The sequence below is a fragment of the Cryobacterium sp. Sr8 genome (genome assembly GCF_004403225.1).
Lineage (GTDB): Bacteria > Actinomycetota > Actinomycetes > Actinomycetales > Microbacteriaceae > Cryobacterium > Cryobacterium psychrotolerans.
In genome coordinates this window covers 194,973-215,375 of the sequence record NZ_SOHO01000070.1, presented here as the reverse complement: position 1 = coordinate 215,375, position 20,403 = coordinate 194,973, and the positions used below count along the sequence as shown (strand labels likewise).

Genomic DNA, 20,403 nt, shown 5'->3' with positions numbered 1-20,403 from the left:
GGCACTGGCATAAGAGCTCTGAGACACGGACGCACCTAGTCGACCGACCAGCCGGCGTTGAATTCAGAACACATTCGGAATAGACTCTGTTCATGGCGCTAATAACACTCACCCCTGCAGAACGACGCGTCGTGCAGTCGTCGGAATTGTCCCGCAATTCTGCTGCAGTCTTCGCTGCCGCTGAGGAAGCACCCGTCGAAGTCACTCGGCGCGATGGCGAAACGTTGGTTCTCACCACGAAGCGTGAAGCGGCCGCCCATGAACGGATCCTCGAGGTCGCCGCACAGCTGATCGCCGTGTCACTGGATGACATCGGCACGCTGGAGGATCGCCTCGCACGACCGTTTCCCTGGATCAAGCTGCTCAGCGTTCAGGATCAGAGAACCTGCGCACAGGACATCATCGACACGGCTCGCGGCGCATTCGTTGTCAATCAGCCTGGGCGGATACTCACTGAGATCAAGGCGTGGCAGAACACCGCGGAGGCTGTTGCTGCTGGCTGGGGACAGGATGAACCGGATTGGCTTCGTGAACCTGTGGCGGTCAAGAAGCCCCGCGTTTAATGTCGCCGAAGAAGGGGCTCGTCGCACGCCCCCTGAAGTCATCAGAATTCGCTATCGAGCATGTGACGAGTCAAGCCGCAACTGGATGGCGCGACATCGTCGCCACCCAAAAGAGCTCAGCCGCTGATGCCTGGGACCGGCTCACGAAGGCCCCGAACCAGTCGGACCCCAAATGCCACCAGCTGAAGGGCCAACTCGCAACTATTGTTCGTGACGGCGTCGAACACGATCAATGGCAGTACGAACTCTCCGGGGGCGCACGCATTTGGTTTTACGTCGAGGGCAGAACAGTGAAGATTGTCAACGTGTTCACGAGGCACCCGAACCAAACGAAGTAGGCGTGAGCAATCGCTGGCGGCCTCGGCCTCGAGCTGTGTGCGATCTCTCCCGCAGAGGGTTCCGCTATCGGCGCCTCTTCGCTCGGGCGGCGAACTCGTCAAGGACCCGGACGACGTCCTTCGCTAGCCACATTCGGTTTCGTCGTCCGTCTGTGATTTGGGTCAGAATGTTGGCGTCAACGAGGCGGTCGATAGCGACCTGAGCGTTGACGGTCGAGATACCAAGCTGAGCTGAGGCTGCCGCTGCGCCGATCACCGGTTGGCGAAGGAGAATATCTACGAGCCGGTGTGCTGCTGAGTCTTGTCTCGCGCGGATGCGCCCGCGCCATTCGACCTGGACGGTTTCCAGATCGTCCACGAGGATGCGACCGTTGTGCACCGCCGCGAACGATGCGTCCGCTATGCAGCGGATTATCGGGGCGACATCCCCGGACCGGTACGCGCTCAGGGCATCGAAATATCGACCGGTGTCGTGGAGCAGCCCCGCTGAGACCGGAACAGCCACGTTTCGCGTGAGCTGCCCCCCGCGCAGCATCGCCTGGATGAGTGAGCGACCGACTCTTCCGTTGCCGTCGGGGAACGGGTGGATCGTTTCGAATTGGGCGTGAGCGATCGCGGTCTGAGCGAGCACGGGAAGGTCGACGCGATTGGCGAAGGCGACGAGGTCGCCCATGAGCGCGGGGACCCGATCCTGATGGGGCGGGACGAACTGTGCGGTGTGCGGCCCGAGGCTCCCGCCTCCGATCCAGACCTGCTGGTCACGCCAGTGACCGACGATGTCGGGATTGCTGTGCTCAAGGAGTGCGCGATGCATTTCCAGGATGGCGTGGCCGTCGATGGACTCGGACAGGGCAAGAGCCGCTTGCATAGCTCGGACATTGCCGACGATGAGCTGCGCATTCTTCGAGGCGTGCTCACCGAGCTCCGCCAGGGCGATCTGCCGTGCGCCGCTCGTGAGGTTCTCAATCTCTGAGCTGGAAGCGCTCTCGGTGCGCAGGAGAATGGATGCGAATGGTGCCGCGATTTGCCCAACTTCGGCATCGAAGCGGGCAAGCTCGCTGGCGGCCTCTTCGGTCAGCGCATGCAACTCACTGTCGAGCGAGATTGTCTGATTTGCGATCAGTGGGGGCACCGACGCCAAGTACGGGCCTGCTGCAAGACGCTTCTGCGTTCGTGAGCCATACTCGTCCTGGACGCTGTGCCAGGGTCGTTCTTCATAGCCAAGGGACGGCCAGGGTGACTTCTCCTCAGACGTGGACATGAATCAATCATACCAATGCTTAGTTACTTATCCATTGTTATGCCCCTCGATATTCTGACTTATTCCAAACGCCGGCTCCGAATGCTTGCGAAACGCACTTTCTGAAGCCAGAAAGAACTCGGCGACCAGAGATGGTCTCCGCATGCCCGCTGACCGTTCCGCAAAGGGCTGCTGAGGACACCTATGCTGGGCCGGTGCAGTTCTCTCTCTGGCTGGCCCTGCTCGGCGCCGGCACCCTGATCAGTTTCACGCCCGGCGCGGGGGCGATCAACACCATGAGCAACGCCCTCAACTCGGGCTTCCGCCGCTCGATCTGGGGAATCCTCGGCCAGCAGGCCGCGCTGCTCGCCCACATCGTGACCGTGGCACTCGGTGTTGGTGTCCTCGTCGCCGGCTCTCCGCTCGCCTTCAACGTGATTCGCTTCGTGGGTGCCGCGTACCTCGTGTACCTCGGCATCCGCCAGTTTCTCGCCAAACCGGCGCTCGATGCCGAGCGCGAGTCAGTGCTGCGCAACGATCCGGCCTGGTCGATGTTCCGGCGCGGGCTGTGGGTGAACATGTTGAACCCCAAGGCGATTGTGTTCTTTCTGGCGTTCCTGCCCCAGTTCATCCGTCTCGATCGACCGCTGCTGCCGCAATATTTCATCGTCGCCGCCACCGTCATCGTGGTCGACATCCTGGTGATGTGGTTCTTCTTTGCGCTGACGGCACGTTCGCTTCAGAGATTCACCGGCGACGCTCGCGGTCAGCGAGTTGTGAACCGAGTATTCGGCGTTCTGTTCGTGGCGGTCGGCGTGCTGCTCGCAGTCATCCACTGATCGCGCTCACGACAGGACCGATCGCCCACAGATTCGGAGGTCATCCATCGCTCACGGCGCCGCAGCCGTGCGACATTCAGGCAGTTATTTCGGCGTCGGGCGTGACACATTCGCCTCGAGCTACGTCCTATAAGTAGATACGCCTGACCGCCTGTGGTGGAGGCGCCACGAAACAAAGGTTCACTATGGACGTCATCACACTGGCCGAGCGCTCTCCGGAGGTCTCCGAAGCCGGCGCACCGCGCCTGCGCGGACGCTACCGGTTGCAGAAACTGATCGGTCGAGGCGGCGCGGGGTCTGTATACCGCGCCCGGGACGAAACGCTGGGACGCGACGTCGCGGTGAAGGTCTTCGAGGCGTCCGCGACAAGCGAGAAGGACATTCGTCGTCAGGAAGACGAGGTGAACCTCCTGGCGAGCCTGAGCCACCACAGCCTCGTCACCCTGCTTGATGCGGGCGTCGACCGCACGGATGCGGACCGGCCGCGTGTCTACTTCGTCATGGAGCTCGTCACGGGCGCCGATCTCAAGGTGCAGCTCGAGGGGGGCTCCCTGACCGCTCGTCAGATAGCGCACATCGGCTTCGACCTGGCCGAAGGCCTGCAATACATTCACCATCGGGGTGTTGTGCATCGAGACGTCAAGCCGGCCAACATCCTGCTTGTCGACTACAGCCAGAGCGGAGCACGGTACCGCGCGAAGCTGACCGATTTTGGCATTGCCCTGGTCGGCGCCATCGAGCGCCGCGACACGGACACCGTGACGACGGGCACGGCCGCCTACCTCAGCCCCGAACAGGCGCGGGGACAGACGCTGGGGTCGGCCAGCGACATCTACTCGCTGGGGCTCGTTCTCCTCGAGTGCTTCACCCGCACCGTCGCGTTTCCCGGCGACCCGATCCCGTCGGCACTGGCCCGGCTGCGAAGCGATCCGCCCATTCCGCCGGGCATCGCGCCGGAATGGAGGGCGCTGCTGGCGGCCATGACCGCTCGCAACCCGAAGGACCGTCCCTCCATCCACGATCTGGTCGCGGCGCTTCGCCAGATGGTTGCTGCCGAGACCGGCCGGCACAGGGATGTGGTGGCCTTTCCCGAGCCGTCGACCGAGGAGGCCCGGATGCTCGCGGTCGCGCGCTATCGGCTGCCGGAGGCACCGGTGGACGGGGCCTTCGACCGCATCACGGCGATTGCCGCCCGCGTGTTCTCCGTTCCGGTCGCGCTCGTCACGATCGTCGATCACGATCGGATCTGGTTCGAGTCCCACCACGGTCTCGAGATCGACCACATTGACAGGCACCCCGGGCTCTGCGCCTCGGCGATCATGGATGACGTGCCCTGGGTCGTCGAGGATGCCCGGTTCGACCCCCGAACACTGGCCAACCCCCTCGTCGCCGACGATTTCGGCCTGCAGTTCTACGCCGGGGTGCCCTTGCGCACGCAGGACGGACACAACCTCGGCACGCTCTGCGTACTCGACTTCGAACCGCGCCTGGCGACGGAACAGGAACTCGCCACCCTCGGCGACCTCGCCGCGCTTGTCATGAGCGAAATGGAACTGCGCCTGGAGAGCCGGCGCTCCGTGGCGGCGCTGGAGGGCGCTACTCCGCCACCGAGCTGAAACCAGAACTACATCCGGGCATTGGAGTCCGGCAAGAACAGGATCAGCGCGACCGCGTACCCCGAGTTGCCCTCGCCACGTCGCTCGCGTCAGACTGGAGGTACCGGATCGCTACAGAGTCTTCCGCCTGCGGCTGAGGAGCTCACCATGACTGAACCGAACGATGCACGCGTCGGCCTCTATATCGACTTCGACAACATCGTCATCTCGCGCTATCAGCAGCTGCACGGGCGCAATGCCTTCCAGCGCGACGGCATCCGCGACTTCGATAAGTCGAGCCGGGATGCCGACCCCGAGGTCGCCGCGAAGCTCGCCGCCGCGACGGTCGACTTCAACGCCATCATCGACTTTGCCGCGTCATTCGGCACCTTGGTCGTCAACCGCGCCTACGCCGACTGGTCAGTGCCCGTCAATGCGAGTTACCAGCGCCAGCTGATGTCTCGCGCGGTGGACCTGACCCAGCTGTTCACCACGACCACCAGGGGAACCAAGAACGGCGCCGACATCCGTCTGGCCGTCGACGTGGTCGAAGACCTCTTCCAACTGCCCGACCTCACCCACGTGATCATCATCGCCGGCGACTCCGACTACATCGCCCTCGCCCAGAAGTCGAAGCGACTGGGTCGCTACGTCGTCGGCATCGGCGTCGCGGGCTCGACGAGCACCTCGCTCGCGGCCGCGTGCGACGAGTTCGAGGACTACGACTCGCTGCCCGGAGTCGACAAGTCGGCCGCTACCGCCGCTGCCGCCAGCGCGGAGAGGCCCAAGGCGAGCAAGAAGGCCGCGGAACCTGCCGAGACTGCACCCGACACGGCCCCAGAGGCCCGCAAGCTCACGACGATTCCGATGTTCTCGCACACCGACGACGCGCAGTTCGACGAGCCGGAGGCCGAGGACGACATCGACCCCCAGACACTGGCAACGGAGCTCCTCGTGCGCGCGCTGCAGATCGGTCACGCCAAGGGCGACGGCGACGAGTGGCTCAACACGGGCACGATCAAGAACCAGATGCGCCGCATGGACCCCTCCTTCAACGAGAAGCCGCTCGGCTTCCGTTCCTTCAGCGATTTCCTCTCCTCGCGCAGCGACCTGGCCGAGCTGAAAGAGGACGGCCCGCAGCGGCTCATCCGGCTGCGCCCCGAGGCAGACAGCAGACGCTAAGCCTCTGGCAGGGTGGTGCCATCGCTGGGGTGAAGTCGGCGCCTGGCCGGCGCCGGCGAAGGTCCAACGGCCACCCTCGAGCGTCCAGTACGCTCGGCGCATGCTGGAATTCGGCGTGTTCGTCATCGGCCTGCTCGCCGTGATCGGCGGTGCGGAGCTCGTGGTGCGCGGCGGCACCCGGATCTCCGCGCGACTCGGGATTTCACCAATGGTCATCGGCGTCACGATTGTGGCCATCGGCACGAGCGCGCCGGAACTGGCGATTGGGATCGACGCGGCCCTGCGCGGCAGCGGCTCGCTCGCGGTCGGGAACATCGCCGGCACGAACACGCTCAACCTGCTCTTGATCCTCGGCCTGGTTGCGCTCCTGCAGCCGCTGAAGCTGCGGTCGCAGACACTGCTGCTCGATCTGCCGATGATCGTCGGCGCGGCCGTTCTACTTCTGTTTCTCGCCGCGGATGGGCTGCTCAACCGACTCGACGGTGGCATCCTGATCCTGCTCGGTGTGGCCTACACCGCTCTCATCGTGCGGGCCGCGCGGCGGGAGACCGTCGCCGTGCGCACCGAGTTCGCCCGAGAATACGGCACGCCCAAACGGGAGCTCGCCTTCACCGGCCAGCTGGTGCGCGATTCGGTCTGGCTCCTGGCCGGCATCGCTGTCATCGTGGTCGGTGCGGACTGGCTCGTCGATGGCGCGGTCGGGATGGCGCGCGGATTTGGCGTGTCCGAGGCCTTCATCGGGCTCACGATTGTGGCGATGGGCACCTCGGCTCCGGAACTGGTCACCGCGATGGTGGCCACGCTGCACAAGGAGCGCGACATCGCCGTGGGCAACCTGCTGGGCAGCAGTGTCTACAACATCGTGTTCATTCTTGGCGTGACCGCGATGGTTCCCCCAGACGGGATTTCGATCGACGCGCCTCTCATCGCGATCGACATCCCGGTCATGCTCGGCGCGGCGATCGCCTGCGTGCCCGTGTTCCTCACCGGCCGCCGCATCCGAAGGCTCGAGGGAGCGGCATTTCTTGCCGCCTATCTGATCTACCTCGCGTACCTGCTCATCGCGCGGACATGATCCTGGCCGAGTTGGATTGCGGGAGGTACAACTAGGGCGTCCACCACGGACGCAGCGGCAGGTCGTCGACGCCGCCACCGCCATCGGGCTTGACCGCCAGCACCTGGTGCAGCTGGATCCCACCGGTCTCGAAAGCGAGCCGTGACCCGGCCATGTACAGGCCCCACACCTTCGCGGTGGGCAACCCCACTTCGGCGACCGCCTCATCCCAGTGCCGGACGAGGTTGGCGCACCAGTCGCGCAGGGTCATCGCGTAGTGATGGCGCAGATTCTCGTCGTGCACCACCTCCAGGCCGACATCCTGTGCTGCGCTGATGATGCGGCCCGAGCCGGTGAGCTCCCCGTCGGGGAAGACATAGCGGTCGATGAAGCCGCGGGTGGAGGGTTCGGATCGGTTGTCCGGCCGGGTGATGCAGTGGTTGAGCAGCAGCCCGCCGGGGCGCAGCCGCGATTGCAGGAAGGCGAAGTAGGACGAATAGTTGCGCACTCCGATGTGCTCGAGCAGCCCGATCGACGACACGGCGTCGAAGCCGGTCTCTGCGATGTCACGGTAGTCGCCATAGCGGACCTCGGCCAGATCGGCCAGGCCCTCCTCGGCGATTGCCCGCTGTGCCCACGCGGTCTGCTGTTCCGACAGGGTCACGCCGGTGGCCGTGACGCCGCGGCGGGCGGCGTAGCGCACCATGCCGCCCCAGCCGCACCCGACGTCGAGCAGCCGGTCGCCCGGCTTCAGCCGCAGCTTTTCGAACACCAGCCGGTACTTGTTCTCCTGCGCCTCGTCCAGCGATGCGTCGGGACGCGGGTAGCACGCGCAGGTGTAGGTCATCGACGGCCCGAGCACCCACTCATAGAAGGTATTCGATACGTCGTAGTGGTGGTGGATCGCTTCGGCGTCCCGGGTCTTGCTGTGCCGGAGCCCCTCGGCGACGCGGCGCCAGCGCGGCGGCGCCTCCTGCGGCGGCGGCGCGATCGGGCGCAGGTGCTCCACGCCGATGGAGCGGATGATGTTGGCCGTCACCCGCGGTGGTGGCAGCTTGAAGACCAACTCACCGGCGAGCGCCTTGAGGAGCTCGTAGGGGTCACCGGGGTGCACCCCGTTGACTTCGAGGTCACCGGCGATGTAGGCGCGGGCAAGGCCCAGATCGCCGCGGCCGGTGGCCAGATAGGTCGTGCCTCGCGGCGTCTTCAGCTCCAGCCCGAGCGGTGCGTCGGTCGGACCGGCCGAACTCCCGTCGTAGGCGGTGAATCTCAGCGGGAGCCGCCCGCCGGCGAGGATCTCCAGGATCTGGGCGAGGGTGAGCTTGCCCGCCGCCTCCGGCTTCTCCGCCGTTTCTGCATCCTCCGGCAAACGTTCCTTGAACGTGGTCATCGTCGTTGCACCGCCTTCGCATAGAGATCGAGCAGACGTGAATCGGGGTCGTAGCGCTTCTTCACGGTGCGATAGGTTTCTCCGCCATAGAGTTCGCCGAATTCCTCCGGGGAGTAATAGGAGTCGGAATAGAGCGACTTGTGCCCGTGGAGCTCGCTGACCTTACGTTCGATCAGACGGTTCGTCTCCCCTTCGATCGACCCCACCGGAACCGTTGACCAGAAGCCGACGTTGACGTAGGTCTGCCGAGGCCGCATCGGGTAGAGCGGCCAGCCGTCGCCGCGCAACCGAAGCGGGCACAGCCAGATCGGCTCGATCGACACGTTGGCAAGGAACCAGTCCAGGAACTCCGCACATCGCTCGATCGGCACTTCGACGTCCTGCACGACGCGTTCGCGTGGCGGACGGCCGCCCAGCCGCTCGATGCGATCGCCGATGTGGAATCGCTGTTCGTAGCGCATCAGCTTGGAGTAGAAGCTGCTGCGCCGAAGCGTTCGCGGCCAGAGCCGGCGGATCCGCGGACGCTGCGCGCCGAACGCCTCCGAGCACCAGAACCAATCCGTGTCCCACCGCCACAGGTAGTCGTGAATCGTGAGCCGATCGTGCTTGATGCCGTCATCGTGCTGGATGGAGCGGTAGTAGATCTGCTGGCCGGTGTAGTCGCTCACCGGGCCGGATGCCGCTGTCTGCGTGCCCACGCACAGGTAGCTCTCGTCGGCGCTGAACACCACGCCGTCGAGGTAGTCCACGCGGTCGCCGTCCACCGCGCCGGTCGCGATGATGCGGTCCATCGCCGCGACCAGGTCGGTGAGCGCGTGGAACCGCAGGTGCCGGAGCGCGACGAACGGTTCGACCGGCTCCAGTTCGATGCGCAGGCGCACCGCGTAGCCGAGCGTTCCGTACGAGTTGGGGAAGGCGCGGTAGAGGTCTTCATGCTCGATCGGCGAGGCGGTGACCACCTCCCCCGCGCCGGTGAGGATGTCCATCTCCAGCACCGACTCGTGCGGCAGTCCGTTGCGGAAGGACGTCGACTCGATGCCGAGGCCGGTGACCGCGCCGCCCAGGGTGATCGTCTTCAGCTGCGGCACCACCAGCGGCGCCAACCCGTGGGGCAGCGTCGCGGCGACGAGATCCTCGTAGGTGCACATGCCGCCCACGTCGGCCGTCCGCGCTTGCGGGTCGACCGCGATGACGCCCGTCAATCCCGATGTCTCGAGGCCCCTGGCGTTCGGCTTCGCGCGTGACCGGAACAGGTTCGAGGTGGGCTTGGCGAGCCGAACGGAGGCCGTCGGCGGCACTGCCCGATAGCTCTCGAGGAGGCGCTCCACGCCGGCGGCGTGAGCGGTGCGTGCGTCGATCGCGGGAGGGGACACGCCCCCACGCTAGTCCTCGGCCACTGCGACCGCACCGGCTGGCTGCGATTCATCCTCTCTGCGTGAAGGACCCGAGCGCGGCCTGGCGGAACACGCGGGAGAGTAGAGTCCGCCCCATGCATACACACTGGTCGAGACTGGCAGTGCTTGGATCGGCTGTGGCTTTGGTGACGGCGCTCAGTGCGTGTTCATCCGCCCCTCTCCGACTCGTCACATCTGATACATCGGCGCTGAGCGGCATGGAAGCGCTTCTCCGGGGCACGTTGGCAGTTGACGGGGACGGCTGTGTTCAGGCGAAGACGGCCGGAGATCCGGTGACTCTCGTGTGGCCCCGGGGGTACACCGTCAGAGGCGATTCGAGGTCCTTCGAAGTCCTGGACGGCAGCAAAAACGTTGTGGCGAGTTCGGGATCATCCCTTGCCATCGGCGGAGGCGGTGCTGACTCGTTCAGCGACACGTGGACCGAACGCGACTGTGCCAAGGGCAAACTGTGGCTGGTCGGAGGCGTCGAAACGAACTGACAAGCGGCTCGTGTCGGAAGGTTCGGGCTCGAGGGCTCCCAACGCCGCGTCAGGTGCGGGCCGGTAGGTTCGTTGCATAATGGTGACTGCGCCCGTGCGGAGCCCCGCTCGTGGATTGTCTAACCAGAATCGTTCTGTGCTCATCACGGGTCGATTCGCTTCGTGAAAGTCATGCGAAACCTTCTTTCTTCGTTTTCCCGGCCGCCCCTTGGCGCCACCGATCGCGGAGGCACCCGCGTTCAGAACACTCGCCGGCGCCGCGGCCGTCGCCGGTTTGCCGCAGCGGGGAGCCTCATTGCCGTCGGAATAGTTGTCGGCACCGGTCTTGTGTTGCGGCCCGCGACGATCGCCCAAAACGAGCGCCCCGCGACCCCGCCCTCGGAAAGTATCGACCCCCAGGCGGCAGGCCTGGCGGACCACGGCGGTGCAGCGCAGGCCCGTGCCGCGCAGAGGACCGCGGACGCTACCGCCGCCGCCGACATCCTGATGGCAGCCGAAGCCGATCGCGTTGCCGCGGAGCAGTCCGCAGCCGATCGCATTGCCGCGGAGCAGTCCGCGGCCGATCGCATTGCCGCGGAACATGCCGCGGCCGCAGCAGCTGCCGCCGAAGCCGAAGCCATCCTGGCGGAGACCACAGCTCCCGCCCACCCGTCGGCTCCGGCTAAGTCCCAGCGGGACGCAATCCATCGCAAGTAATTTTTCCCGTGTGCCATGCACGGTCTCGACGACACGGCTCAGTGGCCGCCGTCCACGAATTTGAGACCGACGATGCACCCCACGAGCCCGAGGATGAGCAAGACCTTCGCAAGCGAGGCCGGCTCCGCACCGAAGACCATCGCGTACAGCACGGTGAGCGCCGCCCCGATTCCGACCCAGACGGCATATGCCGTGCCGGTGGGAATTTCCCGCATGGCCAGGGCAAGGCCGCCCATGCTGAGCAGGAGCGCCCCCACGAATACGACCGATGGCCACAACTTGGTGAGGCCGTCAGACCGGCCCAGCGCCGTGGCCCAGACGGCTTCCAGAACGCCGGACACAATGAGAACGATCCAAGACATGACAAGCACTCCTGTGGCCAGTCTTGTCGCGTGCCGGGTACTGATCCCTCGTCCGGAGCCACATTTTGCGGCTTGGGATGAGGTTATCGCGGTCGAAGGTCGTCTGGTGTTCACGCGAAGAGACCTGTGGCGCCCCTCACCCCTCCGAGAGGATCGAGACAATCCGCTGAATCGACACGTTCCGGCTCGCGGTCGAACCGAGGAGTCCCGATGACACGCCCATCCCCCACCCTGCTCCTGATCGGCGCACTTGTCGTTGCAGCCACTCAGGTGACGGCCACCCAGGCCTACGCCTCCCCGCCGGACCCGCCTGCGCCCAGCACGATCAGCAGCGAGCTTGCCGCGATCCCGACCCAGGTCGAGACGGGTTCGGCCGGGTACTCCCGGGACCTCTTCCCGCACTGGTCTACGCAGTCCGGCAGCTGCAACACACGAGAGATCGTGCTCCAGCGCGATGGCGAAAACGTCGTGACCAGCTCGACCTGCGCTGCGACCTCGGGCAGCTGGTACTCGGTCTACGACGGCGCCTGGAACTACGCTTCGTCGGATGTAGACATCGACCACGTCGTCGCACTCTCCGAGGCCTGGGGGTCCGGAGCGTCGACCTGGACCACGAGCAAGCGTCAACAGTTCGCCAACAGCCTGAGCGACGGTCAGCTGATCGCGGTCACCGACAATGTCAACGCCTCGAAATCCGACCGGGACGCGGCGGAGTGGCAGCCGCCGCTCGCCTCGTACCGCTGCACGTACGCCAAGCACGTCGTGCACGTGAAATACGGATGGGGCCTGTCAATGGACTCCGCTGAAAAGACTGCGATCAACTCAATGCTGGCAACCTGCTGACCGGGTCGCTCCGAACCCGGGCGGCGCCCCGCCCCGCTTATGCCACAATCACTCCGACGGCGCCCCGTGCGCCGAGAAGCGAGGAGAGCGCATGGCTGAGGTGTTGTTGTTCCATCACGCGCACGGGCTGACCTCCGGGGTCCTGGACTTCGCTGAAGAGCTCAGGCGCGCCGGTCACGTCATTCACGTGCCCGACCTCTACGAGGGGCAGGTCTTCGACGACCTTGACGAGGGCGTGGCCTACGCCCAGGGGGTGGGGTTCGGATCGATCATGGAGCGTGGACGGGCTGCCAGCGACGGGATGCCCAGAGAGCTGGTCTACGCCGGGTTCTCCATCGGGGTGTTGTCGGCGCAGATGCTGGCCCAGACCCGACCCGGAGCCAGGGGCGCGCTGCTGTTCCATTCGTGCATCCCGACCGCTGAGTTCGGCGGGGCCTGGCCCCAGGGAGTGCCGGTCCAGATCCACGGCATGGATGCCGACGAGTACTTCGTCGACGAAGGCGACATTGACGCGGCCCTCGCGCTCGTGCAGGCAACGCCGGATGCCGAGTTGTTCCTGTACCCCGGCGACCAGCATCTGTTCGCCGACCGCAGCCTGCCGTCCTACGACGAGCCGGCCGCCACGTTGCTCACAGAACGGGTGCTGGGCTTCCTCCGCAACGCCGGCTAATGCGGGCTGCCCTGTGGCCGCGCCCTCCGCGCACGGCTTTGTTCGGGAGTTCTAGCTGGTCATTCCGGCCTGGACCGGAACGAACTGGATGTTCTTCGAGGGGTGGACGGTCTTCGCCGGGGCCCGCGAGAATCCCTTCGCGTCAAGGTGGTTCGATGCCCGGAACACGGCCAGGGCGTCGTCAAAGATCGCGTTGAGCCGGTGCCCGGAAAACTCCCCCGTCGACCCGTCGGTGAAGGTGATGGAAATGAGCGAGTTGGCCGGAAAGTGCCGGTTCATCCGGATGAAGCCGTCGGCGTACTGCGTGAGATTGATCATGTGATTCCTACCTTCGTGAACTGTAATTCTCCCGCAATCCGGATGGCCCCGCGGAACGCGAGAGCTCAGGCGGCCTTTTTCAGCGCGTCGCCATCGAGCCGGAACGTGGTCCACCCGTCGAGCGGCACGGCGCCGAGCGACCGGTAGAAGCCGATCGCGGGATCGTTCCAGTCGAGGACATCCCACTCGAGGCGCGCGTAGCCGCGCTCGACGCAGATCGCGGCGAGCCGCGTCAGCAGCGCCGTCCCGTACCCGCTGCCCCGATAGGCCGGTCGCACGTAGAGGTCCTCCAGGTGAATGCCGTGCACGCCTTCCCAGGTCGAGAACGTGAGGTACCAGAGGGCCACCCCGGCCAGGGTTCCTTTCTCCGTGCCGCCGACGACGAGCGCGAAGACCGCTGGGCTCTCGCCGAACAGCGCTGACCGCAGACCGTCCTCAGTTGCCACCACCGCGTCGGGCTCTTTCTCGTAGACGGCGAGCTCCACGATGAGGCGGAGAATCTCGCGGATATCTGACGGTTCGGCGGCGCGCAGCAGGCTCATCCCCTCAGCGTACTTTCTCGGAAGCCCTCCCCCGGCACCGGCATCAGCGCAGGTTGAAGTACTCGCGGTGCACGTTCGCCGTTCGGGCGCCGGACCGCGTCAGGCCCCTCTGGAAGGCGTTCACCATCGCCTCGGGCCCGCAGATGAACGCCGACAGGTCGCGGGGCGGGCAGCCGGCCGTGGCGAGAACGTCCTCCACCGTCAGCCTGGGCCCGGTGCTGGTGTCGATCAGGTGCAGGTGGATGGCGTCATGCCGCGCCGCGAGCTCGCGAATCTCAGCGCCGTAGGGAGCGGGTCCGCGGGAGCTGAAGTAGAGGTCCACGCGCGTCGGTAAGGTCTCGGAGGTCACATCCCGCAGCCAGCTGAGGATCGGCGCCACGCCGATGCCGCCGGCGATCCAGACCTGGTGTTCGGTGCCCCGGCGATAGTCGAAGTGACCGTGCGGGCTGTTGATCACGGCCGGCATGCCCGGTGCGACCAGGTCGACGATGTTGGAGGTGAAGTCGCCCAGCGCCCCTACAGCGACGCGCACGTTGGCATCCGCCGGCGCGCTGGCGATGCTGAACGGATGCCGGTGCCACCCATCCTTCGCCTCGAGGTACAGGATCGCGAACTGGCCCGCCCTGTACTCGAAGCGCCGTCCCAGCGGCTTCAGCGAGATCTCGACCAGATTCGCGTCGATCGGCAGCACGGATTCCACCTGGTAGTCGTAGGTGCGGGCGAAGCGGCGGGCGAGCAACTCCCGGTAGACGTAGAACGCCAGGCCCGTGCCGCCGATGCCGAGGTAGGTCCACCGCAGCACCGCCGAGTCGAACATGCTCGCGTCCAGCAGCCCGTGCAGGAACCCGACGGCCACGAACACGCCCGTGAAGCGATGGAAGAAGCGCCAGACGGCATAGCTCCGGAAGGGGATTCCGGCCAGGCGCACCAGCCGCGAGCCGGTGACCCTGGGGACGAGTCCCCGAAACCGTTGCGGAACGAAGGACAGCCAGCGCGGCGCGATCGCCCACACGGTGAGCGCCAACAGGCCGAACAGCCCGATCTGGCCGAGCGTCGGGCCGACCGCGGTTTCCCGCACGTCCCCGGTCACCACGGCGTGCACGGAGATCGCCAGCATGCCCGCGATATTGACTCGGCGGTGCCACAACGCGGCATGGTCGATCCCGTTGAACCACCGCTCCACCCAGCGCAGCGTGCTGATCAGCACCAGGCCGATGGAGAGCAGGAGCACCCCCTCTGCGCCGAGCCACTCCCCGACGAGCTGCTCGAAACCCTCACCGGATGGCCGCGCCACGACCCACAAGACGGCCAGGGCGCTCACGAGCGCGGCGATGGTGAGCGGGCCGATCAGCTTGGCGTCGAGGCGGGACCCTCGGTAGTGCGGCCGGTGTGGCCGAAGCTCGGCACTCCGTGCCACGAAGGCCTCCAGGTTCTTGAGCGACTGTCGGCTTACGATACCGCGGCTGGAGGCGGGCTCGCCGCATGCCGAACACAAGCGCGCGTGAATACCAGTAATCGATGCCCAAAGCCGATCTGTTTCGGTTCCCACAACATATTCGTCGGGAACCACAAAAGCGGGTAGACAGCCCTGTCCACGCGCCAAGCTCAGCCCCAGACCGTCGGCGATTCCGGCCCGGCGGGTTCCATCGATAACTGGAGTGACGAAAATGAAGAGAACCACATTCAGGTCCCGTGCCTTTGCAGTATTGGCGGTCGGAGCTGTGCTCGCCACGGGCGGGCTCGCGACGTCCGGCGGGGCCAGTGCGGCCCCCGCGGCGGGATCGTCAGACGTCGAACGCTGGGTCGTTCCGCAGACCCAGCAGAGCGGCGACTATTGGACCGCAGCGCGCATGAAGGCCGCAAAGCCGGGCGACACCCTGGTCGCCGACAACGTCGCATCCGCTGCATCGACACACTCGGCCCCGGTGGCGGTTGGGCCGAAGAAGTCCGTGGCGAAGCAGTCCCCCACTCTCAAGGCCAGGCCCGTCCCGGCGCTGGCGCCCGTCAGCCACATCGGCAAGGTGTTCTTCACCCTCGGCGGCGCGAACTACGTCTGCTCCGGCAACGCGATTTCCGCGGCCAACGAGAACACGGTCGTCACCGCCGGCCACTGCCTCAACGAGGGCCCCGGAGCATTCGCGTCGCGCTTCACCTTCGTTCCCGCCTACAACAACGGTGCCGCGCCTTACGGCCAGTGGGAGGCGACGGAGCTGTACGCGCCCACCCAGTGGGCATCCGGCGGCGACATCAACTACGACACCGGATTCGCGATTGTCGCCTCGCCCACCGGAACGAGCCTGAGCGACACGGTCGGCGCATCCGGTGCGTCGTTTAACAACAGCCGCGGCCTCACCTACTCGGCGTATGGATACCCGGCGGCAGCACCGTTCAACGGAGCAACCCTGCAGTCCTGCTACGGAACCGCAACCGACGACCCCTACGGCCAGACGCAGTCGCAGGGCATTCCCTGCAACATGACCGGCGGATCGTCGGGCGGCCCGTGGTTCATCGGCAGCGGCACATCCGGCTACCAGAACTCGGTTAACAGCTTCGGCTACAGCGGCGTCAAGAACACGATGTTCGGGCCGTACTGGGGATCCGTGATCCAGAGCACGTATGTCGCCGCAGCGGCCTAAGCCGGATCGGGAACACTCCCCCGACACACCAGGAGTGGCCCACGAACACGTGACGCCTGACCCGGCGAACGCCGCCGACTGGGACGAGGAACGGATGCGCGGGGCCAGGCCACGCGAGATCGTGCTCAACCCCGATGGTACGCGTCACGTCGACGATCCGGCGGACGAATCGGATCCGCCGGAGGGAGAACCGGAAGGACAGTAGAAACCACGAGCACGAAGGACGGCTCACACCGGCGGGTGTGAGCCGTCCTCCGTGGGATCGCCTGCTTCGCGGAACGCGCAGCCGCGGTTGATGTTCTGCTTGCACCGGCCGCGCCCGCTGCTGTGCGCATTTCCCGCCCGTATCAGGGGGTGGGCAGCCAGATCGTGGCGAGCACGGTTCGCCCGCTCGGTCCCGTGCGGGGCGCCATGTCGACCAGGGCGATCTGCGAGAGGGAGAGCTCGTCCCCCTGGTGCACACGGGCGATGCGTTTGACGGTGACGTGGGCCCGGAAGTCAGGGCCGGTGAAGGCCGGCTCGTCAGGGGCCGCAGCGAACGGCCGAACGACATCGACCAGGGTGCGGTGCAGGCCGGCCAGGGCCTCATCGTCCACGACGAGGGTCACCGGGATATCTTTTCGTCGCCCGAACAGCTCGTCGCCAGCCGCGACGGCGGCGAGGGCGCCCTGGCCGGATACCGCCGAGGCGATGGCCGCGGCGATGTCGGCGGGCGCGTCATCCGTGAGGAAGGGGGCCAGCACGGTGATGTGCAGCGGCCAGTCTGCCACAGCGAAGCTGTCCCCGGCCCGGAGTGGTTGCAGCGGAAGCACAACGACGAGGCGGGACATGCGCCGATTCTAGGGCGCGGCGACTGCCCGTCTGGTGTCAGTCCGGTGCCGGCCCAGTGCCGCCGCAGCCGATTGTCAACGGACTTTGTAGACTCAGGGCTGGGGAACCGCAGGGTGGAACCGTAGGGACCGCCCCTTGAGAGGACAGTAGTGAGCCTGATCCGGCTGCAAGACGTCAGTGTTCGTTTCGAAACCGCGCAGGTTCTGCGAGAGGCGTTCTTCCGCCTCGAACCAGGCGACAGAGTGGGTCTGATCGGGAAGAACGGATCGGGGAAGACCTCGATCCTCAAGCTGATCCTCGGCCAGGTGACACCGGATACCGGCACCGTCACCCTGGAGCCGGGCATCAGGGTCGGCTACTTCTCGCAGTTCTCCGAGCTGGACGGCCAGGCGACCATCAGCGAGGTCCTCGACGGCCTGTTCGTGGAGATCAAGGCCGTCGAAGCCGAATTGGCGTCGATTGACGCTGCCATCGCCAGGACCCCCTCTGAAGCGGAACTCGACCGGCTCATCCACCGCCAGGCCGAGCTTTTCGAGCAGATGGACCGTCTCGATGGCTGGGACTACAAGCGACGGATCGACACCGCGCTCACCACGCTCGGGTTCAACGAAGCCCACCGCGTCTGCGCGATTGACGAGCTCTCCGGCGGCTGGCGCAACCGCGCCGCACTGGCGAAGATCCTGCTCGAGGGCCCGGATGTGCTGCTGCTGGACGAGCCCACCAACTACCTGGACGTGGCCGGAGTCGAATGGCTCGAAGCCTGGTTCCGCACCTTCCGCGGCGCGGCGATCATCGTCTCGCACGACCGGCGGTTCCTGGACGCCGTCGTCACCCGGATCATCGAGGTCGAGAACTTCCACCTGCACGAGTACCCCGGCAACTTCGGCGAATACGTCGTGCAGAAGCAGTTCCGGCTCAAGACGCTCGAGCAGCAGTTCGTGCACGAATCAGAGCTGCTGGCGTTCGAGGCAGAGGGGATCTCCGACCGACGCGAGGCCGCGAAGGCGGCCAGCAAGAACCTCGGCAGCCAGCTCGCGAAGATCAAGAAGGCACGCGCGCCTCGGCCCGTCGACCAGATCATCACCGAGATCTACGGCCGGCTGCACGTCAAGGATTCCCTGTGCCGGGTCGAAGGCCTCAGCAAGGCCTACGGCGACAAGGAGCTGTTCACCGACCTGACCTTCGAGATCCGGCGCGGCAACCGGATTGTCGTGCTCGGCTCCAACGGAAGCGGCAAGACCACCCTGCTCCGGGTCCTGACCGGGGAGGAGCCGGCCGACTTCGGCGAGGTCACCTGGGCCCACGGCACAGTCGTGGTCTCGTACAACCAGGTGCTCGCGGAGCTCTACGACGACGACACTGTCAGCCATGCCGTCAACGCGATGCCGGGCAGCCTCGCCTTCACCGCGACCCGCAAATCGGTGAACCGGTTCCTCGCGATGTTCCAGTTCTCCGAGGCCGACCTCAAACAGAAGATCGGAAACCTGTCGGGCGGGCAGCGAGCGCGCGTGGCGATGGCGCAGTGCCTGCTGTCCGGCGCCTCTGTTCTGCTGCTGGACGAGCCCACCAACCACCTGGACATGTCCAGCACCCAGGTGATGGAACGGGCGCTGCTGCACTTCCCCGGGGCGGTCGTGGTGGTCAGCCACGACCGGTTCTTCACCGACAAGATCGCCAACCGGCGCCTCGTGTTCGGCACCGATGTCGCCAGGCCCGGCGAGGTCGACGTGCGCGCGGCCTGAGTTCCCGTGCGTTGAAGCCACCGTCCCTGGGAAGGCGCGTCTCGCATCGCGTGCCGGCACGGCCGAGGGGTTCCTCCTGCGGTCAGGCTCTACCGACGGGAAGGAGCGGCCCGCACGACATCCGGGTGGTCATCGGGCAGGGCATGACGCTGGCCGTCCCGCAGGAGCTGAAGGTTCTTCGCCTCCCAGTCGCGCAGGGCCTGGCGCACCGGCTCAACCGCCTGCCACTCGGCACAACGGGCCAGCGAGGTGCCGCAGACACAGGTGTGCGGGTCGCGCTCGCCTTCCCGGTGCAGGCGGTCCACCCGCCAGATCGCGGCCATCAACCGGTCGTTGCGACGCTGCTCCAGCGCGGCTCGCTTGTCCGCGCGCTTCACGACCTCGTTCTCCAGGAGGCTTCGCACCTGCCCGGTCGGCGCCCGATCAAACTCGCCGGCGACCACGTTCGTGAGCTCGTCGACCCGGGTGGTGAGCCCGGCGAGCGCCGCGTCCCGCTCGGCGAGGGTCGCGGTCAGCTTTTCAACGGTGTTTCGGTTCGCTTCGCGTTCGTCGACCAGGATCTCCACCCACATCCTGAGGTGGTCCCTGTCGCGCTTTTCCGCCCGGTCGGCCCCGAGGTGCCGCACGCAGAACGAGCAGACGACCTGATCGGTGGCCGAGGTGAACTTGAACGGCTGCAGCGCCTGGCAGCACCAGCACTGCGTGAGCAGGTCGACGTGAAGGGGATTGTCGTGGGTCAAGGGGCATCCCTTTCCGGCGCGTTGGGTTGCATCAAAGCCTAGCCGGGCGGGCCGGACGTCAGTCTGCGGGCGCAGCCCAAGGGTACGAATGACCGTGCGCCTGTCCAGGACCGATCTCGCGAGGCAGGGGCGTCACATCTCCACATCGATGTCGGACTTCCGGTCGAGCAGTCGCACCACGATCACAACGGCGAAAGCGAGTACGAACGGAGCGAGAAATCCGACCACCACCATGTTGTCGCCCAGCGCCAGCAGATTGGCACACGCGCTGTCGCCCGCAACGTTCGCTGCCTGGATCTGGGCGCTGTCGGTGACGCTGCCGGCCAGGAAGTATCGAGAGGAGCATGCCCCCTGCCAGGCAGACGATCCGGCTGCGATGCCCGCACCAACGAGCGGCGTCAGCACCCCTCCGGCGAGCGCCTTGCCACCCGCAGACAGGGTGGTCTCTGGCGGATCGCGCGGGATGACAGGTTCGTCGGTAGTCATGGGGTGATTGTGCTCTCCCGTGCCCGGGAAGTGAAGGGCCGCAGGCTGGTCAGTGTTCGGGTCGGGCGAGCAGGTAACGCACGTGCGGGCGGAGCGGTGAGCCCGCGGCGATCCTCGGATGCTCGAACTCGTCGGACAGGGTCATGCCGAGTCGCACCATGACGGCCCGGGACGGCGCGTTCAGCACCGCCGTGATCGAGTTCACCTCGTCAAGCCGCAGCTCGTCGAAGGCGACGGCCAGGGCCGCCTTCGCCGCTTCGGTGGCATAACCCTGTCCCCAGGCTTCGCGCGCGAGACGCCAGCCGACCTCGACGCCGCCGGCGCCGGGGACGCCGACCGGCATCGGCGCCAGGCCCGTGAAGCCCAGGAAGGCGCCCGAACCGCGGTGCTCGAGAGCCCAGAGGCCGTAGCCGCGGATGTCGAAGGAGGCATCCGCTCGGGC

The 20,403-nt window shown here is 66.3% G+C and carries 23 protein-coding genes and 1 riboswitch; of the genes, 11 read left to right on the top strand and 12 right to left on the bottom strand.

Features of this window, described 5'->3' with window-relative positions:
* The first annotated feature begins 92 nt into the window (after positions 1-92).
* The gene (locus tag E3T54_RS15485; RefSeq protein ID WP_092324824.1) at positions 93-563 is read left to right on the top strand and encodes a hypothetical protein; all 471 of its coding nucleotides are present in this window, start codon (positions 93-95) and stop codon (positions 561-563) included.
* On the top strand, positions 563-901 hold the full coding sequence (locus tag E3T54_RS15480) for a hypothetical protein (protein WP_134476450.1): 339 nt from the start codon (positions 563-565) through the stop codon (positions 899-901). Before E3T54_RS15485 ends, E3T54_RS15480 begins: the two co-directional genes overlap by 1 nt.
* Before the next feature lie 64 nt (positions 902-965).
* Here E3T54_RS15480 and E3T54_RS15475 read toward each other — a convergent pair whose 3' ends face one another.
* A complete protein-coding gene (locus E3T54_RS15475; RefSeq protein WP_134476449.1) occupies positions 966-2,162 on the bottom strand; it encodes a Fic family protein in 1,197 nt (398 codons plus the stop codon).
* Positions 2,163-2,356: 194 nt separating this feature from the next.
* Between E3T54_RS15475 and E3T54_RS15470 the strand changes: the two genes are divergently transcribed.
* The 4 genes from E3T54_RS15470 to E3T54_RS15455 all read left to right on the top strand — a co-directional run bounded on the left by E3T54_RS15470 (position 2,357) and on the right by E3T54_RS15455 (position 6,832).
* Positions 2,357-2,980 carry a LysE family transporter gene (locus E3T54_RS15470; protein WP_134476448.1) on the top strand — a complete coding sequence of 208 codons (624 nt, stop codon included), beginning with the start codon at positions 2,357-2,359 and terminating at the stop codon, positions 2,978-2,980.
* A gap of 185 nt (positions 2,981-3,165) precedes the next feature.
* Complete coding sequence (locus E3T54_RS15465; RefSeq protein WP_134476447.1) at positions 3,166-4,596, top strand: protein kinase; 1,431 nt, start codon at positions 3,166-3,168, stop codon at positions 4,594-4,596.
* 147 nt (positions 4,597-4,743) lie between these two features.
* Entirely contained in the window at positions 4,744-5,757 is a 1,014-nt protein-coding gene (locus tag E3T54_RS15460; protein WP_134476446.1) for an NYN domain-containing protein, read from the top strand.
* Positions 5,758-5,857: 100 nt separating this feature from the next.
* Positions 5,858-6,832, top strand: a complete 975-nt coding sequence (locus E3T54_RS15455; RefSeq protein WP_134476445.1) for a calcium/sodium antiporter — start codon at positions 5,858-5,860, stop codon at positions 6,830-6,832.
* A 31-nt stretch (positions 6,833-6,863) separates the two neighbouring features.
* Here E3T54_RS15455 and E3T54_RS15450 read toward each other — a convergent pair whose 3' ends face one another.
* The 4 genes from E3T54_RS15450 to E3T54_RS15435 all read right to left on the bottom strand — a co-directional run bounded on the left by E3T54_RS15450 (position 6,864) and on the right by E3T54_RS15435 (position 11,153).
* Positions 6,864-8,201, bottom strand: a complete 1,338-nt coding sequence (locus E3T54_RS15450; protein WP_134476444.1) for a class I SAM-dependent methyltransferase — start codon at positions 8,199-8,201, stop codon at positions 6,864-6,866.
* Positions 8,198-9,574: an FAD-binding oxidoreductase gene (locus tag E3T54_RS15445; protein WP_134476443.1), complete on the bottom strand. Its 1,377-nt coding sequence runs from the start codon at positions 9,572-9,574 to the stop codon at positions 8,198-8,200. The genes E3T54_RS15450 and E3T54_RS15445 overlap by 4 nt, the downstream gene beginning before the upstream one ends.
* A 410-nt stretch (positions 9,575-9,984) precedes the next feature.
* Complete coding sequence (locus E3T54_RS15440) at positions 9,985-10,677, bottom strand: hypothetical protein (RefSeq protein ID WP_134476442.1); 693 nt, start codon at positions 10,675-10,677, stop codon at positions 9,985-9,987.
* 152 nt (positions 10,678-10,829) lie between these two features.
* A complete protein-coding gene (locus tag E3T54_RS15435; RefSeq protein WP_092324852.1) occupies positions 10,830-11,153 on the bottom strand; it encodes a multidrug efflux SMR transporter in 324 nt (107 codons plus the stop codon).
* Between the two features lie 12 nt (positions 11,154-11,165).
* Positions 11,166-11,230, bottom strand: a riboswitch (guanidine-III (ykkC-III) riboswitch).
* 133 nt (positions 11,231-11,363) lie between these two features.
* Between E3T54_RS15435 and E3T54_RS15430 the strand changes: the two genes are divergently transcribed.
* Positions 11,364-11,996 (top strand): HNH endonuclease family protein, encoded by a 633-nt coding sequence (locus E3T54_RS15430; RefSeq protein ID WP_134476441.1) that lies wholly within the window; start codon positions 11,364-11,366, stop codon positions 11,994-11,996.
* A complete protein-coding gene (locus tag E3T54_RS15425) occupies positions 11,956-12,666 on the top strand; it encodes a dienelactone hydrolase family protein (protein ID WP_370255639.1) in 711 nt (236 codons plus the stop codon). Before E3T54_RS15430 ends, E3T54_RS15425 begins: the two co-directional genes overlap by 41 nt.
* A 51-nt stretch (positions 12,667-12,717) precedes the next feature.
* On the opposite strand, the gene E3T54_RS15420 is transcribed toward E3T54_RS15425, so the two are convergent.
* The 3 genes from E3T54_RS15420 to E3T54_RS15410 form a co-directional block, all read right to left on the bottom strand.
* Positions 12,718-12,984: a hypothetical protein gene (locus E3T54_RS15420; RefSeq protein WP_134476439.1), complete on the bottom strand. Its 267-nt coding sequence runs from the start codon at positions 12,982-12,984 to the stop codon at positions 12,718-12,720.
* Positions 12,985-13,049: 65 nt separating this feature from the next.
* Positions 13,050-13,526, bottom strand: a complete 477-nt coding sequence (locus E3T54_RS15415) for a GNAT family N-acetyltransferase (protein WP_166804943.1) — start codon at positions 13,524-13,526, stop codon at positions 13,050-13,052.
* 43 nt (positions 13,527-13,569) lie between these two features.
* Positions 13,570-14,943: a hypothetical protein gene (locus tag E3T54_RS15410; protein WP_134476438.1), complete on the bottom strand. Its 1,374-nt coding sequence runs from the start codon at positions 14,941-14,943 to the stop codon at positions 13,570-13,572.
* A gap of 289 nt (positions 14,944-15,232) precedes the next feature.
* On the opposite strand from E3T54_RS15410, the gene E3T54_RS15405 reads away from it, so the two are divergent.
* On the top strand, positions 15,233-16,162 hold the full coding sequence (locus tag E3T54_RS15405) for a serine protease (protein ID WP_370255616.1): 930 nt from the start codon (positions 15,233-15,235) through the stop codon (positions 16,160-16,162).
* Between the two features lie 34 nt (positions 16,163-16,196).
* A complete protein-coding gene (locus tag E3T54_RS16925) occupies positions 16,197-16,367 on the top strand; it encodes a hypothetical protein (protein ID WP_166784494.1) in 171 nt (56 codons plus the stop codon).
* Positions 16,368-16,509: 142 nt separating this feature from the next.
* Here E3T54_RS16925 and E3T54_RS15400 read toward each other — a convergent pair whose 3' ends face one another.
* On the bottom strand, positions 16,510-16,992 hold the full coding sequence (locus E3T54_RS15400) for a 2'-5' RNA ligase family protein (protein ID WP_134476436.1): 483 nt from the start codon (positions 16,990-16,992) through the stop codon (positions 16,510-16,512).
* A gap of 150 nt (positions 16,993-17,142) precedes the next feature.
* On the opposite strand from E3T54_RS15400, the gene E3T54_RS15395 reads away from it, so the two are divergent.
* Entirely contained in the window at positions 17,143-18,735 is a 1,593-nt protein-coding gene (locus E3T54_RS15395) for an ABC-F family ATP-binding cassette domain-containing protein (protein WP_134476435.1), read from the top strand.
* 89 nt (positions 18,736-18,824) lie between these two features.
* On the opposite strand, the gene E3T54_RS15390 is transcribed toward E3T54_RS15395, so the two are convergent.
* The 3 genes from E3T54_RS15390 to E3T54_RS15380 form a co-directional block, all read right to left on the bottom strand.
* Positions 18,825-19,475, bottom strand: coding sequence for a hypothetical protein (locus E3T54_RS15390; protein WP_134476434.1), 651 nt, complete (start codon positions 19,473-19,475; stop codon positions 18,825-18,827).
* Positions 19,476-19,607: 132 nt separating this feature from the next.
* A complete protein-coding gene (locus tag E3T54_RS15385) occupies positions 19,608-19,961 on the bottom strand; it encodes a hypothetical protein (RefSeq protein WP_134476433.1) in 354 nt (117 codons plus the stop codon).
* Positions 19,962-20,010: 49 nt separating this feature from the next.
* Entirely contained in the window at positions 20,011-20,379 is a 369-nt protein-coding gene (locus E3T54_RS15380; protein ID WP_134476432.1) for a GNAT family N-acetyltransferase, read from the bottom strand.
* Between the last annotated feature and the right edge of the window lie 24 nt (positions 20,380-20,403).

Coding starts and splice junctions, on each gene's coding strand:
- E3T54_RS15465 (WP_134476447.1), top strand. CDS start 3,166: ATGGACGTCATCACACTGGCCGAGCGCTCTCCGGAGGTCTCCGAAGCC.
- E3T54_RS15430 (WP_134476441.1), top strand. CDS start 11,364: ATGACACGCCCATCCCCCACCCTGCTCCTGATCGGCGCACTTGTCGTT.
- E3T54_RS15415 (WP_166804943.1), bottom strand. CDS start 13,526: ATGAGCCTGCTGCGCGCCGCCGAACCGTCAGATATCCGCGAGATTCTC.
- E3T54_RS15435 (WP_092324852.1), bottom strand. CDS start 11,153: ATGTCTTGGATCGTTCTCATTGTGTCCGGCGTTCTGGAAGCCGTCTGG.
- E3T54_RS15460 (WP_134476446.1), top strand. CDS start 4,744: ATGACTGAACCGAACGATGCACGCGTCGGCCTCTATATCGACTTCGAC.
- E3T54_RS15480 (WP_134476450.1), top strand. CDS start 563: ATGTCGCCGAAGAAGGGGCTCGTCGCACGCCCCCTGAAGTCATCAGAA.
- E3T54_RS15485 (WP_092324824.1), top strand. CDS start 93: ATGGCGCTAATAACACTCACCCCTGCAGAACGACGCGTCGTGCAGTCG.
- E3T54_RS15450 (WP_134476444.1), bottom strand. CDS start 8,201: ATGACCACGTTCAAGGAACGTTTGCCGGAGGATGCAGAAACGGCGGAG.
- E3T54_RS15455 (WP_134476445.1), top strand. CDS start 5,858: ATGCTGGAATTCGGCGTGTTCGTCATCGGCCTGCTCGCCGTGATCGGC.
- E3T54_RS15440 (WP_134476442.1), bottom strand. CDS start 10,677: ATGTTCCGCGGCAATGCGATCGGCCGCGGACTGCTCCGCGGCAATGCG.
- E3T54_RS15420 (WP_134476439.1), bottom strand. CDS start 12,984: ATGATCAATCTCACGCAGTACGCCGACGGCTTCATCCGGATGAACCGG.
- E3T54_RS15400 (WP_134476436.1), bottom strand. CDS start 16,992: ATGTCCCGCCTCGTCGTTGTGCTTCCGCTGCAACCACTCCGGGCCGGG.
- E3T54_RS15385 (WP_134476433.1), bottom strand. CDS start 19,961: ATGACTACCGACGAACCTGTCATCCCGCGCGATCCGCCAGAGACCACC.
- E3T54_RS15475 (WP_134476449.1), bottom strand. CDS start 2,162: ATGTCCACGTCTGAGGAGAAGTCACCCTGGCCGTCCCTTGGCTATGAA.